Below are 15,185 nucleotides of genomic sequence, written 5' to 3'. Positions count from 1 at the left end.
TCAGGAACGGTCGGAGCGCTCCTGCGGAGCCTCTTCGCGCGCGGACGCTGCCCAGCTGCTGAGCAGCCGCATCCTCTCCTCATCGGCGCTGCCCGGCTCAGCCGTGTAGAAGGAGAGGTCGTTGCGCGTCCGCGTGCCGGCGGGGAGAAGGACGGACTGATACGTCAGCTCCATAAGACCGACCTGCGGGTGCTGCAGGCGCTTCGTGCCCTCGTGGCGGATGCGGATGTCGTGGGCGGCCCAGAAGCCACTGAACTCCGGACTGGTCGTCGACAGCTCGCCGATGAGCTCCCGGAGTGCCTTGTCCTGCGGATCGCGGCCGGCCTCCGCGCGCAGCAGGGCGACGGTCGCGGCGGCTCCGGATTCCCAGTCCACGAAGAAGTCCCTCGAGGCCTCATCGAGGAAGTGGAAGCGGGCGAAGTTCGCCACACCGTCCACGGCCGTCGCGCTTTCGAACATCGGCGCGTGCAACGCGCGCCCCAACGCGTTCGACCCGATGACGTCGAGGCGGCCGTTGCGCACGAACGCCGCGGACAGGGTGACGGAGTCCAGCATCCACAGGACGTGCGGGGGAAGAGGAGCCTCCCGGCGTCGCGCGGGCCGCCGGTGCGCCGGCTTGGCGGCCTGAGCGAGGTCGAGGAGGTAGGTGCGCTCGTCGTCGTCCAGACGGAGGGCCTCGGCGACCGCGTCGAGCACGTCGGAGGAGACGCCGGCGATATGCCCCTTCTCCAGACGGGTGTACCACTCCGTGCTGACGCCCGCGAGCACGGCGACCTCTTCGCGGCGGAGACCCGGGACGCGGCGTCGAGCGCTGGTGGGCAGGCCGACCTGCGCCGGGGTCAGCTTCGCCCGCCGGCTGGCGAGGAAATCCCGGATGTCGGCGCGGTTGTCCATGGGTCCACCATACGAGCGGGATGGGACCGGAAGGGGGTGGAGTTTGTACCGGGATAGATGCGACCTTCGTGTGCCGGTGGAACGGCGGTGGAATGGAGAAGTACCGCACCTGACGACCCAGGAGAACCCGATGCCGACACGAGCCCGCCCGACCGAGATCGGCCCGTCTCCCGAGAGCGACACCGGATCCGGGAGGCTGCCGTTCGTGGTGTACATCCTCGCTCTCGGCACCTTCCTGATGCTCACGACGGAGTTCATCGTCGCCGGGATCCTCCCGGATGTGGCTTCCGACCTCGGTGTGTCCCTCCCGGTGGCCTCGTCGCTCATCACGGTCTTCGCGATCGGCATGGTCGTGGGCGCGCCGACGATGACGCTGCTCACCCTGCGACTGTCGCGGAAGCGTACGCTCCTCGCGGCACTGTCGGTGTTCTTCGTGGGTCATGTCATCGTCGCAGTGAGTTCGGAGATGGACATCCTGATGGTCGCGCGGTTCCTCACTGCACTGGCGACGGGGGCATTCTGGGCCGTTTCCGCGGTCGTGGCCGGTGATGCCGCAGGGAGCTCGCTGCGATCGCGCGCCATCGGGGTGGTCGGCGCCGGCGGTTCCCTCGCCACCGTCCTCGGCGTTCCACTCGGCGTGTTCCTCGCGCATCAGGTCGGCTGGCGTGGAGCCTTCTGGGCTCTCGCCGCGGCGTCAGCGGTCGCTGCCCTGCTGGTGGCACGGTTCGTGCCCGCGCCGCATGCCCAGGCCGGCCGGCTGAACGTGCGCGATGCTCTCTCCGCACTACGCTCCGGCCGACTCTGGGCTGTGCTGCTCGCCTGCTTGACGACCTGTGGTGGTGTGCTCGCCGTGTACTCGTTCCTGGTCCCGCTCCTCACCGACGTCGCCGGGATCCCCGGCATGTTCGTGCCCCTCGTGCTGACGGGTTTCGGCGTAGGGTCGTTCCTCGGCACCCTGGTCGCCGGGCGGTTGGGCGACCGCCGTCCGCATGCGGTCACCATCGCGGTGCCGACCGTGACCACCCTGGTGCTGCTCGCGATGACGCTCACGGCCGGTGCACCGGTGATCACCGTGATACTCGTCGTGCTGCTCGGACTCTTCGGGCTCAGCGCGAACACCGTGCTCATCCACTTGGCCGTCGGGTACGCGGGCCGTGCAGCGACGCTCGGCTCCGGACTCACAGTCGCCGCGTTCAATGCGGGAACGGCGCTGGGCACGGCACTCGCGGGAGCTGCCATCGGGGGCGGACTCGGACTCACCGCGCCGACCGTGGTCGGAACCGGCATCGTCGTCCTCACCCTGATCCCTGCGATCGGCCTCGCCCTGACGTCCCGCGCCCGAACGGCCGCCCCGCGCCCGACCCTCTGAAACCCCTCACCGAATCAAGGAGAACCATCATGCGTGCCACTGTCATGTACCAGGCGGGCGACGTCCGCGTCGAGACCGTTCCCGACTCGACCCTCCGGCATCCGACGGACGCCCTCGTCCGGATCACGGCCTCGTGCATCTGCGGCTCCGACCTCCACCCGTACCACTCGATGTCCGCGGCCGACGGCCCGGCCCGCATGGGTCACGAGCTCATCGGCGTCGTCGAGGAGGTCGGGGCGGACGTCGCCACACTTCGGAAGGGCGACCTCGTCGTCTCGCCGTTCGCCATCTCGGACAACGTCTGCGTCCTCTGCCGCGAGAACCTCCAGACATCGTGCCTCCACCACGAGGCAGCATTCTGGGACGGGATCCCCGACGAGGGGGGGCAGGCCGAAGCCGTGCGCGTGCCGCTGGCCCATGGAACGCTCGTCAAGCTCCCCGTGCCCGAGGACTCGGCGCTGATGCCCTCGCTGCTGACGCTGGCAGACGTGTTCGGCACGGGCTACCACGCTGCGCGGATGGCCGATGTCCGGCCGGGCCAGAGCGTCACCGTGATCGGTGACGGCGCTGTCGGCCTGATGGCGGTCCTGTCCGCGAAGCGATTGGGCGCTGAGCAGATCATCCTCATGGGCCGGCATCAGGATCGGACGGACCTCGGGCGAGACTTCGGTGCCACGGCCGTGGTCGCGGAGAGAGGCGAGGAGGGCATCGCCCGCGTGCGCGATCTCACCGGGGGACTCGGCACTCACGCGGTGCTCGAGGCGGTCGGCCATATGCCCGCCTATCACCAGGCGCTCGGCGTCGTCCGCCCCGGCGGGGTGGTCAGCCGCGTCGGGGTGCCCCAGTACGAGGAGGCCCCGATCGGATTCGGGAGCCTGTTCCGCCACAACATCCGACTCGCGGGAGGTCCGGCACCGGTCCGCGCCTACATCGAGGAGTTGCTGCCCGACATTCTCGACGGGACGATCGAGCCCGGTCGGGTGTTCGATGCGGTCACCGACCTGGACGGCGTGCCGGCCGGATACCGCGACATGGATGAGCGACGGAGTCTGAAGGTTCTCATCCGCCCCTGACCCCGCGCGCGTGGTGGGCCGGATGCTCCCGGCCCACCACCGCCTCACGCCGGAGCGAAAGCGCGATCCAGCAGGGGACGCGTCGCCCAGGTGCTCGCCCAGACGACTCCGATGCCGACGGCGACGACGGTCGCGATCGTCATCAGCGAGAGGGGCGCGATGATCAGCGCGATGCCCACCAGCGGGAACACGAGCACCGCAGCGCACAGCGCGGACCCCACCGCCGTGACCAGCAGCGGCGACATGATCGCGCGACGACGCGCGCGGTCCATAGTCTCGACGGGCATGCCCAGGTGATGCAGGCTCTCGTGCAGGTCGCTCTTGTCGAGCACATCCGAGGCCTGATTCACGCCGACGGAGGCCGCCACCATGAGGAACGACCCGATGAGGGTGATGATGAGGCCGGTCCGGATGTCCTCCGCGAGCGCGATGCTGGAGGGATCGTCGCTCGCCCCGATCGTGTCGAGGAGCGCGACGCCGGTGCCCGCGAAGACGGCCATGAAGCTCGCCATCGCGATGCCGCCGACCTGACGCCAGGCCGCTTTCGGAGAGTCGAGAACGAGGCGAGCGGCGAGCAGCCGCTCCGGGCGCTCCGCCCGCCGGAGCTGGCGCCCCGCCGAGACCTTCAGCACCCACGGACCGAGCAGATTGAGAACGCTCAGCGCGAGGGCGAACATCGCGGCGAGCACGGCGATCGTTGCCACGACCCCGCCGATCATCGGGAAGACCTTGATGAGCACGAACGCGGTGGCGATGCCGACGACCGCGATGACGGCGCGGATCCAGTGCACGTTCGTCGGCGCTGTGCGCGTGCGGACCCCGAGCGGCGAGATCACGACCCGACGAAGCCCCACCACGGCGCTGCCCGCGGCGAGCAGCAGGACGCCGCCCACGACGGCGGCGATCATGGCCGGAGGGAGCACGACTGCCGAAAGGCCGAGCGGATCTCCTCGGAACGGGATGAGGCCGATCAGCGGGCTCAGGGCGAGATGACCGCCGATGCCGATGACGGCGCCGGCGGCGGCGACGAGGACCGACTCGACGACGGTGGCCGTCGTCACCCCTCCCGGGGTCACCCCGAGCAGGCGCAGAGTGGACAGCCTCTCGTCGCGGCGTCGGGCGGACAACCGGGCAGCGGCGCCGCCGAGGGAGGTCAGCGGCACCACGAGGAGGACGAGCGCGATGGCGGCGAGAGCCTGGTAGAGCACGGCTTCATCGTCGGTCCAGGTCCAGAAGGCCTGCGCTCCGCCGATCACCGTGAGCACGAGGGTCGTGACCACGCCGAACGCGACGATCGGCAGGGCGAGGACGCTGCGCTGTCCGGGAGCCGGACGCAGGAGCAGGGCGAGGACGGAGAGATTCATGCGTTCACCGCCGAGCCGAGGATACGGCCGTCGCGGACGGCGACCGTGCGCGTGCAGCGTGCGGCGACGTCGGCGTCGTGCGTGACGACGATGAGGGTGCGGCCCTGCCCGGTCGTGGACCACAGGAGCGCGTCCATGACCTCGGCGGAGGTGTGCGAGTCCAGGGCCCCGGTCGGCTCGTCCGCGAAGACGAGGTCCGCACCCGTCGCCTGGGCGCGCGCGATGGCCACACGCTGTGCCTGTCCTCCCGACAGCTCGCCGATGCGCCGTTCCTCCAATCCGCCGAGGCCCAGCGCCGCGAGCCAGGAAGCCGCGTGGGGGAGCGCGTCCTTCTTGGCGACGCCGTTGATCATCGAGGCGAGCGCGACGTTCTCCACCGCGGTCAGCTCCGGGATCAGAAGCCCCTGCTGGAAGACGAACCCGAAGCGCTCGCGACGCAGGCGGGAGCGTGCCGCCTCCCCGAGTGCGGTCACCTCGATGGGCGTTCCGGTAGAGGGATGGAAGACCACGCGGCCGGAGTCCGGTGCGGTGATGCCCGCCAGCACATGCAGGAGCGTCGTCTTCCCCGAGCCCGACGCGCCCATGATGGCGACGGACTCGCCACGGTGCACCGCGAGGTTGACACCGGCGAGGGCGTGCGTGACGCCGTAGGTCTTGACGAGGGCGTGGGCTTCGATCACGGGAGTGTTCATGCTCCCAGCCTCGCCGTGAGGCCGTGCTGGTGTCGTCGGCCCGGCGGATGAAGCTGAGCGGTGGCCGTCATCCGCGAGGATGACGGCCACCGCTCGTCGTCAGATCTTCTTCTGCCACGCCCCTGCGTACGATACGGGCACGAAGCCGATCGCCTCGTTGATGTCGAGCATCGGCCGGTTCTCCTCCGCATTGAACGTCGAGACCACGGTCGAGCCGGGGACGAGCTCCCGCCAGCGCAGGAGGTTGGCGCACTTGACGATCGTGCCGAGGCGGTGGCCGCGGTGATCCTTCGCCACCAGCGTCCCGAACTGGTGGGTGGTCCCGGTCTTCTCCGCACCGATCAGCAGCTCGTTGTACGCGACGAGGGTGCCGGACGGGACATGCTCCACGGCGACCACGGAAACCGTCTGCCCGGCTCCGGTGAGACGCGCATCGCGGCGGACCACCCGCTCCGCGTCGTAGACCTCGGCGACGAAGTCCATGTCTCCACTCGGGGCGTCGGTCGAAAGCCGGGCGAGGATGTCGGCGTAACCTGCGCGGAACTCGGGCGGGGTGGGGAGCTGCCACTCGACCACGCGATAGTCCGGTCCCGCGGCCGTGAGCGCGTCGTCCAACGCCCGGTGCAAGGGCTCCGGATCGGCACGCAGGTCGAGCTCGCTGTTGCGCTCGACCTGCTCCAGGGTGAAGCCATGGGCCTCGACGACATCGCTCAGGGGCGTCGCCGGGATCCGTCCCCAGCCGGTCCGGGGCTGGAGCATGCGGTCGGCCTCCTCGGGCCGGTGCAGGGTCCAGATCTGGAGGACGCTCCGACCGCGCTCCCGTGCCTCGGTCTCGGCGCGGTCGAGCAGCGCCTCCTCGACGCCGCGCCCGGTGTGGGCGGCCGGAACGAGGAGATCGATCTCCGCGGCGCGCGCGTCCTCCTCCTGCGGGAAGGACACCGTCACCATGCCGATGATGTCGTCCCCCTCCCGGGCGACGAATCCGAGATCCAGCGCATCGGAGTCGTCCTGCCAGTTCGGCAGCATCTGCGCGGCGTCCGGCGCGAGGTCGGGGAGACCGACCTGCTCGTCGCAGATCTGTCGGTTCAGGGCGCCGTACGCACGGAAGTCCGCGGCATTCGCGTCGTCGAGGGTGGCCGGGACGATCAGCGGCGTGATCGTCAGTGCGGCGGTCGTCATGTCAGGTCCTTCGTGTCGGAGCGAGGAGGAGGAGGTGCCGGGTGCCCCGGCGTCCGTCCGCAGGTGCGCGGACGGACGCCGGGTCGGTGCCGATGCGGTCGTCATCGCCCGGTCAGCGCATTCCGCGCTGCATGTCGTGCATGAGGAGGGCGTGCGATTCCGCGGCCGAACGATGACGCTGTTCTCCGACGAGGAACAGGTCTCCGGGATCGACGGTCCACGACCGGCGCGGACGTCGGGGCCGCTGCGCCCGCTGGAACAGCCAGAGGCCGATCCGGAGCGAGAGGCGGTCCGCGATGCCGAGCTGACGCAGCTCGTCGTCGCGGGGGATCTGGAGGACCTTGCGGTCCTCGATATCGGGCGGATGGGTGGTGCTGCGGGACAGCGTGATGTTCACGATGGTTCCTTCGAAAGGGATGGATGGGGTGCGGAAGCACCGCGTCAGGACCGAGTCGTCGGCCGCGGCGGGTGCGGACGAGAGCAGCGCCTGCGGAGCCGCGGAATGCGGACACCGGAGGCAGGGGGGATCCATGATCCGAGGGGATCAGAGGGTGGGACGCGACAGAACAGGCGGGAGAAGACCCGGATCGGGCCTGCGTTCCCAGGCTGCGGTTCTAGCCGAGCGAGCCGTGACGGACGCCGGCGGTCACCGATGCCGCGTGGCGCGGCGCAAAGTGCGCGGGCGCGGCGAGGCCAAAGACCTCTGCGGTGTGCTGAGTGATCATCATCGGTAACCTCCTTTCGTGTGGCGATCCGGAGGCCACCGTAGCGAAACTCTCAGGAGATCGTCAAGCATTTCGTGGTAGCACCGGCGTGTCGCGGTCGCACCGGGGTCCGCGATGACCGCGCGGGATACCGGCCGTTCCGCGGGATTCCGGTAGCGTAGCGGCGTGAATCTCCCCGGACGAGCGGTCGCCCCATGCACCTGAAGAGCCTGACGCTCAAGGGGTTCAAGTCGTTCGCGCAGCCCACGACCTTCGTGTTCGAGCCCGGCGTCACGTGCATCGTCGGGCCGAACGGCTCCGGCAAGTCCAACGTCGTCGACGCCCTCGCCTGGGTGATGGGGGAGCAGGGGGCGAAGACGCTTCGCGGCGGCAAGATGGAAGATGTCATCTTCGCCGGCACCTCGACCCGTGGTCCTCTGGGGCGCGCCGAGGTGCAGCTCACGATCGACAATGCCGACGGCGCGCTGCCGATCGAGTACGCCGAGGTCACCATCAGCCGCACGCTCTTCCGCAACGGCTCCAGCGAGTACGCCATCAACGGCGAGAGCTGCCGTCTGCTCGATGTGCAGGAGCTGCTCAGCGATTCCGGCCTGGGCCGGGAGATGCACGTCATCGTGGGTCAGGGGCGGCTCGACACCGTGCTCCAGGCCTCGCCGGAGGATCGACGCGGCTTCATCGAGGAGGCGGCCGGCATCCTCAAGCACCGTCGGCGCAAGGAGAAGACGCTGCGCAAGCTCGACGCGATGGAGGCCAACCTCACGCGTCTGAGCGACCTCGCCGGGGAGATCCGCCGCCAGCTCAAGCCCCTCGGACGCCAGGCGGAGATCGCGCGCGAGGCGCAGACCATCGCCGCCGTCGTGCGCGATGCCAAGGCCCGCCTGTTCGCCGACGACGTCGTGGCGCTGCGGACGGCCCTCGCGGACCACACCCGGACCGAGCAGGAGCGGCACACCGAGCGTCTCGTGCTGTCCGACCAGGCCGAGACCGTGCGCGCCGGGATCGCTCGTCTGGAGAAGAACCAGAACTCGATCGCCGTCGACGAGGCGCGCAGCGTCGCGTTCGGACTGGAACAGGTGCAGGAGCGGATGCGCGGGCTCTATACCCTCGCCAACCAGCGCCTCGCGCTTCTCGGCTCCGAGGAGGACGACGCGGCCGTGACCGCGGTGACCGTCACGCAGGCGACCATCGACGAGGCGAAGGAGGACATCGAGACGATCTCCTCCGGCCTCGGCGACGCTCAGGACGCCGCGGCCGCCGCCAGCCGCGAGGTCATGAACGCCCGTGCCGAGCTCGACACGCTCGACGTGGACATCGCGGAGCAGAGCGCCCTCGTCTCCGCGTATGACATGCGGCTCTCCTCTCTCCGCGGGAACGCCGACGCGGCCGCGTCGGCACTGGCCGCGGTCCGCGGCGCGGTGCTGCGCCAGGAGAACGCGCTCGAGGCCGCGCACGCCCGGCGGCGCGACGCCGAGGAGGCCCTGGAGGCGATCGACGATGCGGAAGCTCCCGAGGGCACGGCCGTCGAGTACGCCGCCGCCTACGAGAGCGCCCAGCGTGCGGCGACGGCGGCGGAGGCGGAACGGGAGAGCCTTCGCGAGCGCCTGCACGCTGCGGAGCGCGAAGTCGACGCCCTCACGGCGAAGGCCGCCGCGCTGAGCAGTGCGCTGTCGCTGTCGGGAGGCGCCGCCGAGATCGTCGCGGAGGGCGGCCCCGGAGTTCGCGGTCTCGTCGGCGATGCCGTGCAGGTGCGCGCGGGGTACGAAGCCGCGATCGCCGCCGTCCTGGGTCCGCTGGCCGAGGGTGTGCTGGTCGGGTCCGCGGACGATGCCTTCGCCCTGGCGGCGGAGGCCGCGGAGCGCCGCCGTGGGGTGGTCGACTTCGTGGTCGCCGACGCGCCGAGAAAGAAGCCGACACGTCCGGATGTCGAGGGTGTGGTCGCCGCGACCGAGACGGTGACCGCGCCGGACGGGATCCTCGGGGTCCTGGCGCACGTACTCATCGCCGACGACCTCGATGCGGCGCGATCCGCCCGGCGCGCACTCGATGCGGAGGGTGATGCGTGGACGACGATCGTGACCACCGGCGGCGACGTCATCACCGCCCAGACCCTGCGCACGGGTTCCGGCGGGGAGCGCTCCCGCCTCGAGCTCGCGGCGGAGCGGGACGCTGCGACCGAGCGGCTCTCCGAGATCCAGATCGTCGTCGACTCCCTGCGGGAGGCCCGCATCGACGCCGATGAGGCGGTGGAGGAGACGCGGCGTCATGCCAAGGACGCGCTGCGTGCCCTTCGCGAGCACGATGCCGCTCTCGCGACGCATGCCGAGCAGCTCAACAAGGTGACCGTGCGCCATGAGGCCGCTGTCGCCGAATGCGATCGTCTCGAGACCGGGCTCGCTCAGGCGCAGGCCGCCGTGGCGGACGCGGAGGCGAAGGCGGAGGCCGCGAAGGCGGAGCTCGATGCCGCCGTCGCGGCGCCGCGTCCGGTGCTCGACGCGTCCGCGCGGGATGGACTGCTGGAGGCGCTGGAGCGCGCCCGCGAGGGCGAGGTCCGTGCCCGCCTGGAGGTCGAGACCCTGCGTGAGCGCGTCCGTGCCGCGCAGTCCCGGGTGACCGCGTTGGAGCGGCAGCGCGAGCAGGAGCGGGACGCCGCCGCGGAGGCCGCCCGCCGCGCCGTCATCCGCCGGGCGCAGCGCGAGGCGGCGTCCGGAGTCGTGGAGGAGCTGCCGCGCATCCTCGACTCCCTCGACCGCTCGGTCACCGAGGCCCGCGTCGCCCTGGCGGAGGCGGAAGCCGCTCGGTCCGCGCAGAACCAGGAACTCGTCGCGCTGCGCGCCCAGGAGGCGTCCCTGCGGGAGCGTCTGGCCGGGCTCACGGAGAGCGTGCACGGACTGGAACTGCAGATCCACGAGAAGAAGCTCCACCTGAACAGCCTGTTGGAGCGCGTGTCCTCGGAGCTCGCCCTCGACGAGGACGTGCTGGTCGCCGAGTACGGTCCTGATCAGCTCGTGCCGCGGGATCCCGGGGCGGAGCCGGCCGATGGCGAGCTGCTCGACGACACCGCGATCCCGTTCGACCGGCGCATCCAGCAGCGGCGCCTGGCGGACGCGGAGCGGAAGCTCGCCCAGCTCGGTCGGGTCAACCCGCTCGCGCTGGAGGAGTTCGCCGCCCTGGAGCAGCGCCACGCGTTCCTCACCACGCAGCTCGCGGACCTGACGCAGACCCGGCAGGATCTCCTGACGATCATCGCCGACCTCGACGAGCGCATGCAGACGATCTTCGCCAGCGCGTTCGAGGACACCAAGGAGGCGTTCGGCCAGGTCTTCCCGCTGCTGTTCCCCGGCGGCACAGGCAGCATCTCGCTGACCGATCCGGAGAACATGCTGACGACGGGGATCGAGGTCTCGGTCCGTCCCGTCGGGAAGAAGATCGAGCGGCTGTCGCTGCTGTCCGGCGGTGAGCGGTCTCTGGCCGCGGTGGCGCTCCTGGTGGCGATCTTCAAGGCGCGTCCCAGCCCGTTCTACATCCTCGACGAGGTCGAGGCCGCGCTGGACGACGCGAACCTCGGCCGGCTGCTCACGGTCTTCGAGCAGCTGCGCGAGAGCTCCCAGCTCCTCGTCATCACGCACCAGAAGCGGACCATGGAGATCGCCGACGCGCTCTACGGCGTGTCGATGCGTCAGGACGGGGTCTCCGCGGTGGTCGGGCAGCGCGTCGGCGACCGCGCCGCCGCCGCCGTCTGACTCGCCCCGGGCACAGCTGCGGAGATCGTGGCCTCCACCTGGTGTGTCGCCGGTCGGATCCGGCGTGTCGCCCGCGATCTCCGAAGCTGTGCTCGGACGGACCGGTGCGGGTCACCTCGTGAGGGACTGTTCGAATGCCGTGACCGCAGCCGGGAAGTCGGGATGGTCCTGCGGGCGGTGGGCGAAGCCGGGGAGCACCACGTGGGCAGCTCCGACATCGACGAGCCGTCGGGCGATGATCTCGTACTCCTCGTTCCAGCCTCCGGTGACCACGAGGGTCGGCACGTCGGCGAGGGAACGCTCCCGGATGCCGTGTCCCCAGGGGAGGTTCGCGGTCGCCCAGTGCTCCGCGACGGCGCGCTCGTCCGGCCAGGACTCGCGGTCCAGTGGGCCGCCGAACATGAGCGGACGGAACAGCGCCCAGAAGCCGTAGAGGTCGTCCTCGGTCGCGCGTGATCGCGCCTCCGTGACCACGGCGATATGCCGCTCGATCGGTGCCGCCCCACGCGCGACGTCGTACAGGGCGGGCTCGACGAGGACCAGTCCGGACACCCGCAGACCGTCGGCGACGGCGCGGACGGCGGTCACCGCGCCGATGGAGTGCGCGAACACGATCGGCGTCCGATCACGTTCTCCCTCGAAGAGAGCGCCCGCCTGCGCTTCGACGGACGACTCCGGCGGGAAGCTGAGGAAGGTCCCCGACTCCGGGTCCTGAGAGGGCCATGCGCCTGTGGCGCGCCTCCCGGCGCCGTGGAGGAACACCCGGTGCGGGAGCGGCGCGCGGTGCATCCCTGGATGCTACCCGTAGGCTGGACGCATGGCAGAGAAGTCCTGGTCTCTCGGTCGCGCGCTGCGCGGCATGTTCGTGAAGCCCACCATCGACGAGACGACGTGGGAAGACCTGGAGACAGCGCTGATCACGGCGGACTTCGGCCCTGACATCAGCGAGCGCATCGTCGACGAGCTGCGTGACAAGGTCGCGAAGTACCGCACCACCGACCCCAAGGACCTCCAGCGCATGCTGCGGGAGACCCTGGAGGAGCACTTCGCGAAGTTCGACACCACGCTCAAGCTCACCGAGCGCCCGGCCGTGGTCCTCGTCGTCGGGGTGAACGGCGTGGGCAAGACGACCACTATCGGCAAGTTCACGAAGTTCCTCCGCGGTTACCAGCGGAGTGTGGTCGTGGGAGCCGCCGACACCTTCCGTGCCGCCGCCGTCGACCAGCTCGCCACCTGGGCACAGCGCGGGGGAGCGGCCATCGTCCGCCCGCAGCAGGAAGGCCAGGACCCGGCCTCCGTCGCCTTCCAGACCGTGGAGTACGCGAAGCGCGAGGGCATCGAGATCGCGATCATCGACACGGCGGGACGCCTGCACACCAAGGGCGGGCTCATGGACGAGCTGGGCAAGATCCGCCGCGTCGTCGAGAAGCAGGCCCCGATCAGCGAGGTGCTGCTGGTCCTCGACGCCACGACGGGGCAGAACGGCGTCATGCAGGCGGAGACCTTCCTGCAGCACGCCGGCGTCACCGGACTCGTGCTCACCAAGCTCGACGGCTCGGCCAAGGGCGGCTTCGTGCTCGCGGTGCAGGAGCGCACGGGCATCCCGGTGAAACTCCTCGGCCAGGGCGAGGGCATCGATGATCTGACCGGTTTCACGCCGCACGTCTTCGTGCAGGCGCTGGTCGGCTGACACAGGGCTTCCGCCCCGAGCACCAGGCTGGTTTCATAGCGTTATGGCGATCGAACACGACTACTTCGGACTGCTGTCGTCGGGCCCCGACGGCTCGATCTTCTGGTCGGAGACGGTCGAGCTCGGCGACCAGAGCGTCACGGTGGACCTGACAGCGCCGGACCAGGACGACGTCTCCGCCGACGCCCTCGACATCGCCGCCGGACTCATCGCCGGCCTGGAGAACGTGGACGCGACGGCGCGACGGGGGATGCTCGCCGAGGTGGACGACCGCACGAGCGAGGTGACCGAGTACATCCTGCAGCAGCAGGAGGTGTTCGGCGACGACCTCCCGGACGTCCTCATCGACGTGTCCGGAGACGCGGCCGTGGACATCATCCGATCGCTGCGCCTGATGAGCATGACGATCCTCGCCGACGAGCACGGCGGGTCGGAGCCGTTCGCGGTGCTGGAATACGCGCTCGACGACAGCGCCACCGACGACGTGCTGCTGGTGAACCTGGGCTCCGACGGCAGCGTGCAGTCGGTCATGAGCGCCGACTGACCGCCGCTCGTCAGACCGCCTGCGCGAAGCCGAGGTCGGCGCTCTCCGCGATGTGCGCGAGGTGCGCGGGGATCTCCCGTCCCTTCGAGGTCATCGACTGCGCCCAGAGCCGCCCGGCGCGGTACGAGGAGCGCACCAGCGGACCGGCGAGCACCCCGAGGAAGCCGATCCGCTCCGCCTCCTCCTTGAATTCGACGAACTCGGCCGGCTTCACCCACCGCGAGACGGGAAGATGCCGCGGCGTCGGGCGGAGGTACTGGGTGATCGTGATGATGTCGCAGCCGGCGTCGTGGAGGTCCTGCAGCGCCTGGACGACCTCCTCCGGCTCCTCGCCCATGCCGAGGATGAGGTTGGACTTCGTGATGAGTCCGGCATCGCGAGCCTGCGTGAGCACGTTCAGCGAGCGCTCGTAGCGGAACGCGGGGCGGATGCGCTTGAAGATGCGGGGCACGGTCTCCACGTTGTGCGCGAACACCTCGGGGCGGGCATCGAAGATCTGGCCGAGGAACGCGGGGTCGGCGTTGTGCTCGTTGGCCAGCAGCTCCACCCCGGTGTTCGGGTTGAGCTCGTGGATCCTGCGCACCGTCTCGGCGTTGAGCCAGGCCCCCGTGTCGGGCAGGTCGTCGCGGGCCACGCTCGTCACGGTCGCGTAGCGGAGGTTCATCCGCTGCACGCTCTCGGCGACGCGTCGCGGCTCGTCGGTGTCGTAGTCGGCGGGCTTGCCGGTGTCGATCTGGCAGAAGTCGCAGCGACGCGTGCACTGCGAGCCTCCGATGAGGAAGGTCGCCTCGCGGTCCTCCCAGCACTCGAAGATGTTCGGGCAGCCGGCCTCCTGACACACCGTGTGCAGGTCCTCGCTCTTCACCAGCGAGTGCAGCGCCGAGTACTCCGGCCCCATCTTGGCCTTGGTCTTGATCCACTCGGGCTTGCGCTCGATCGGGGTCTCCGCGTTGCGGATCTCGAGGCGGAGGAGCTTGCGCCCCTCGGGTGCGGCGGTCATGCCGGGACTCCTGTCAGGTCGGGTGCGTGGGCGGTGCGGAAGGCGTCCTTCACGGCGTCGACGAGGTCGAGCGGACCGACCACGCGGCCGGACGCCTCGCTCACCGTCGTCACACCGGCGTCGGTGATGCCGCAGGGGATGATGTCGCGGAAGGGGGCGAGGCTGTTGTCGCAGTTGATGGCGAAGCCGTGCATGGTCACGCCCTGCTGCACGCGCACGCCGATCGCGGCCACCTTGTCCTCCGAGAGCGGTCGGCGCACCCACACACCGCTGCGTCCCTCGACCTGGTGCCCATCGACCCCGAACGGACGCAGCACCTCGATGAGGATCCGCTCCAGCCGCCGGACGTGTGCGACCACGTCCATCGGCTCGGGCAGGCGGAAGATCGGATAGCCGACGAGCTGCCCCGGCCCGTGCCAGGTGATCTTCCCGCCGCGGTCGACGTCGATCACCGGGGTCCCGTCCTGGGGGCGCTCATGGTCCTCCGTGCGCTTGCCCGCGGTGTAGACGGCCGCGTGCTCGAGCAGGATGAGCGTGTCAGGGCGGGCACCGGACACGACGTCTGCGTGCACACGGCGCTGCAGGGCCCAGCCGTCGGGATAGGGGACAGGGGTCGGCATGAAGCCGGGGGTGAGGATGTCGAGCATGCGTCGTCGCTTCCCTCTAATACATGGATTGCGTCCAACAATACATCCTCGTCCGGGGTGCAGCGCGGCGCGCGGTACCGTGAAGTCATGAACCGGACTGGTCGCGCCGGCCGCCCGAAGGCCTCCTCGCGCGAGACCCTCGCCGAGGCCGCCTGCGAGCTCTTCCTGGAGCGCGGGTACGAGGCCACCTCCATTGCCGACATCACGCAGCGGGCGGGGGTCAGCCGTTCCAGCTTCTTCAACTACTTCACGTCCAAGAGCGACGTGC

Annotated in this window: 14 protein-coding genes; 6 read left to right on the top strand and 8 right to left on the bottom strand. The window is 70.3% G+C overall.

Annotation, left to right across the window (positions count from 1 at the left end):
• Positions 1 to 894: a helix-turn-helix domain-containing protein gene (locus tag DW296_RS10410; RefSeq protein ID WP_136052171.1), complete on the bottom strand. Its 894-nt coding sequence runs from the start codon at positions 892 to 894 to the stop codon at positions 1 to 3.
• Between the two features lie 130 nt (positions 895 to 1,024).
• On the opposite strand from DW296_RS10410, the gene DW296_RS10405 reads away from it, so the two are divergent.
• Together DW296_RS10405 and DW296_RS10400 are read left to right on the top strand one after the other, a co-directional pair.
• Positions 1,025 to 2,263: an MFS transporter gene (locus tag DW296_RS10405; protein ID WP_136052170.1), complete on the top strand. Its 1,239-nt coding sequence runs from the start codon at positions 1,025 to 1,027 to the stop codon at positions 2,261 to 2,263.
• Between the two features lie 29 nt (positions 2,264 to 2,292).
• A complete protein-coding gene (locus DW296_RS10400; protein ID WP_136052169.1) occupies positions 2,293 to 3,336 on the top strand; it encodes a zinc-binding dehydrogenase in 1,044 nt (347 codons plus the stop codon).
• A 44-nt stretch (positions 3,337 to 3,380) separates the two neighbouring features.
• Here the strand turns inward: DW296_RS10400 and DW296_RS10395 are convergent, their stop codons facing one another.
• The 4 genes from DW296_RS10395 to DW296_RS10380 form a co-directional block, all read right to left on the bottom strand.
• Entirely contained in the window at positions 3,381 to 4,700 is a 1,320-nt protein-coding gene (locus tag DW296_RS10395; RefSeq protein WP_136052168.1) for an FtsX-like permease family protein, read from the bottom strand.
• On the bottom strand, positions 4,697 to 5,392 hold the full coding sequence (locus DW296_RS10390) for an ABC transporter ATP-binding protein (RefSeq protein WP_136052167.1): 696 nt from the start codon (positions 5,390 to 5,392) through the stop codon (positions 4,697 to 4,699). Before DW296_RS10390 ends, DW296_RS10395 begins: the two co-directional genes overlap by 4 nt.
• Positions 5,393 to 5,491: 99 nt before the next feature.
• Entirely contained in the window at positions 5,492 to 6,571 is a 1,080-nt protein-coding gene (locus tag DW296_RS10385; protein ID WP_136052166.1) for a GNAT family N-acetyltransferase, read from the bottom strand.
• Positions 6,572 to 6,683: 112 nt separating this feature from the next.
• Entirely contained in the window at positions 6,684 to 6,968 is a 285-nt protein-coding gene (locus DW296_RS10380; protein WP_136052165.1) for a hypothetical protein, read from the bottom strand.
• 522 nt (positions 6,969 to 7,490) lie between these two features.
• On the opposite strand from DW296_RS10380, the gene smc reads away from it, so the two are divergent.
• Entirely contained in the window at positions 7,491 to 11,036 is a 3,546-nt protein-coding gene (gene smc / locus DW296_RS10375) for a chromosome segregation protein SMC (protein ID WP_136052164.1), read from the top strand.
• Between the two features lie 111 nt (positions 11,037 to 11,147).
• On the opposite strand, the gene DW296_RS10370 is transcribed toward smc, so the two are convergent.
• Complete coding sequence (locus DW296_RS10370; RefSeq protein WP_136052163.1) at positions 11,148 to 11,825, bottom strand: alpha/beta hydrolase; 678 nt, start codon at positions 11,823 to 11,825, stop codon at positions 11,148 to 11,150.
• A gap of 28 nt (positions 11,826 to 11,853) precedes the next feature.
• On the opposite strand from DW296_RS10370, the gene ftsY reads away from it, so the two are divergent.
• Together ftsY and DW296_RS10360 are read left to right on the top strand one after the other, a co-directional pair.
• Positions 11,854 to 12,726, top strand: coding sequence for a signal recognition particle-docking protein FtsY (gene ftsY, locus DW296_RS10365; RefSeq protein WP_071328516.1), 873 nt, complete (start codon positions 11,854 to 11,856; stop codon positions 12,724 to 12,726).
• A 43-nt stretch (positions 12,727 to 12,769) separates the two neighbouring features.
• Positions 12,770 to 13,270 carry a DUF2004 domain-containing protein gene (locus DW296_RS10360; protein WP_060922216.1) on the top strand — a complete coding sequence of 167 codons (501 nt, stop codon included), beginning with the start codon at positions 12,770 to 12,772 and terminating at the stop codon, positions 13,268 to 13,270.
• A 10-nt stretch (positions 13,271 to 13,280) separates the two neighbouring features.
• On the opposite strand, the gene lipA is transcribed toward DW296_RS10360, so the two are convergent.
• On the bottom strand, positions 13,281 to 14,270 hold the full coding sequence (lipA, locus tag DW296_RS10355) for a lipoyl synthase (protein ID WP_060922215.1): 990 nt from the start codon (positions 14,268 to 14,270) through the stop codon (positions 13,281 to 13,283).
• Positions 14,267 to 14,917, bottom strand: coding sequence for a lipoyl(octanoyl) transferase LipB (gene lipB / locus DW296_RS10350; RefSeq protein WP_136052162.1), 651 nt, complete (start codon positions 14,915 to 14,917; stop codon positions 14,267 to 14,269). Before lipB ends, lipA begins: the two co-directional genes overlap by 4 nt.
• A gap of 87 nt (positions 14,918 to 15,004) precedes the next feature.
• On the opposite strand from lipB, the gene DW296_RS10345 reads away from it, so the two are divergent.
• On the top strand, positions 15,005 to 15,185 hold a 181-nt coding region (locus DW296_RS10345), incomplete at its 3' end, for a TetR/AcrR family transcriptional regulator (RefSeq protein ID WP_136052161.1).

Origin of the sequence: Microbacterium sp. K36 (genome assembly GCF_004794355.1) — a bacterium.
In the GTDB taxonomy this organism is placed as follows: Bacteria; Actinomycetota; Actinomycetes; order Actinomycetales; family Microbacteriaceae; genus Microbacterium; species Microbacterium paraoxydans_D.
The sequence above is the reverse complement of the archived record's forward strand: the minus strand, read 5'-3'. Positions and strand labels throughout refer to the sequence as shown.

Bases quoted from the DNA above. Each gene is read 5' to 3' on its own strand.
- lipB (WP_136052162.1), bottom strand. From the start codon at position 14,917: ATGCTCGACATCCTCACCCCCGGCTTCATGCCGACCCCTGTCCCCTAT.
- DW296_RS10400 (WP_136052169.1), top strand. From the start codon at position 2,293: ATGCGTGCCACTGTCATGTACCAGGCGGGCGACGTCCGCGTCGAGACC.
- DW296_RS10405 (WP_136052170.1), top strand. From the start codon at position 1,025: ATGCCGACACGAGCCCGCCCGACCGAGATCGGCCCGTCTCCCGAGAGC.
- DW296_RS10370 (WP_136052163.1), bottom strand. From the start codon at position 11,825: ATGCACCGCGCGCCGCTCCCGCACCGGGTGTTCCTCCACGGCGCCGGG.
- DW296_RS10385 (WP_136052166.1), bottom strand. From the start codon at position 6,571: ATGACGACCGCCGCACTGACGATCACGCCGCTGATCGTCCCGGCCACC.
- DW296_RS10390 (WP_136052167.1), bottom strand. From the start codon at position 5,392: ATGAACACTCCCGTGATCGAAGCCCACGCCCTCGTCAAGACCTACGGC.
- lipA (WP_060922215.1), bottom strand. From the start codon at position 14,270: ATGACCGCCGCACCCGAGGGGCGCAAGCTCCTCCGCCTCGAGATCCGC.
- ftsY (WP_071328516.1), top strand. From the start codon at position 11,854: ATGGCAGAGAAGTCCTGGTCTCTCGGTCGCGCGCTGCGCGGCATGTTC.
- DW296_RS10410 (WP_136052171.1), bottom strand. From the start codon at position 894: ATGGACAACCGCGCCGACATCCGGGATTTCCTCGCCAGCCGGCGGGCG.
- DW296_RS10395 (WP_136052168.1), bottom strand. From the start codon at position 4,700: ATGAATCTCTCCGTCCTCGCCCTGCTCCTGCGTCCGGCTCCCGGACAG.
- DW296_RS10360 (WP_060922216.1), top strand. From the start codon at position 12,770: ATGGCGATCGAACACGACTACTTCGGACTGCTGTCGTCGGGCCCCGAC.
- smc (WP_136052164.1), top strand. From the start codon at position 7,491: ATGCACCTGAAGAGCCTGACGCTCAAGGGGTTCAAGTCGTTCGCGCAG.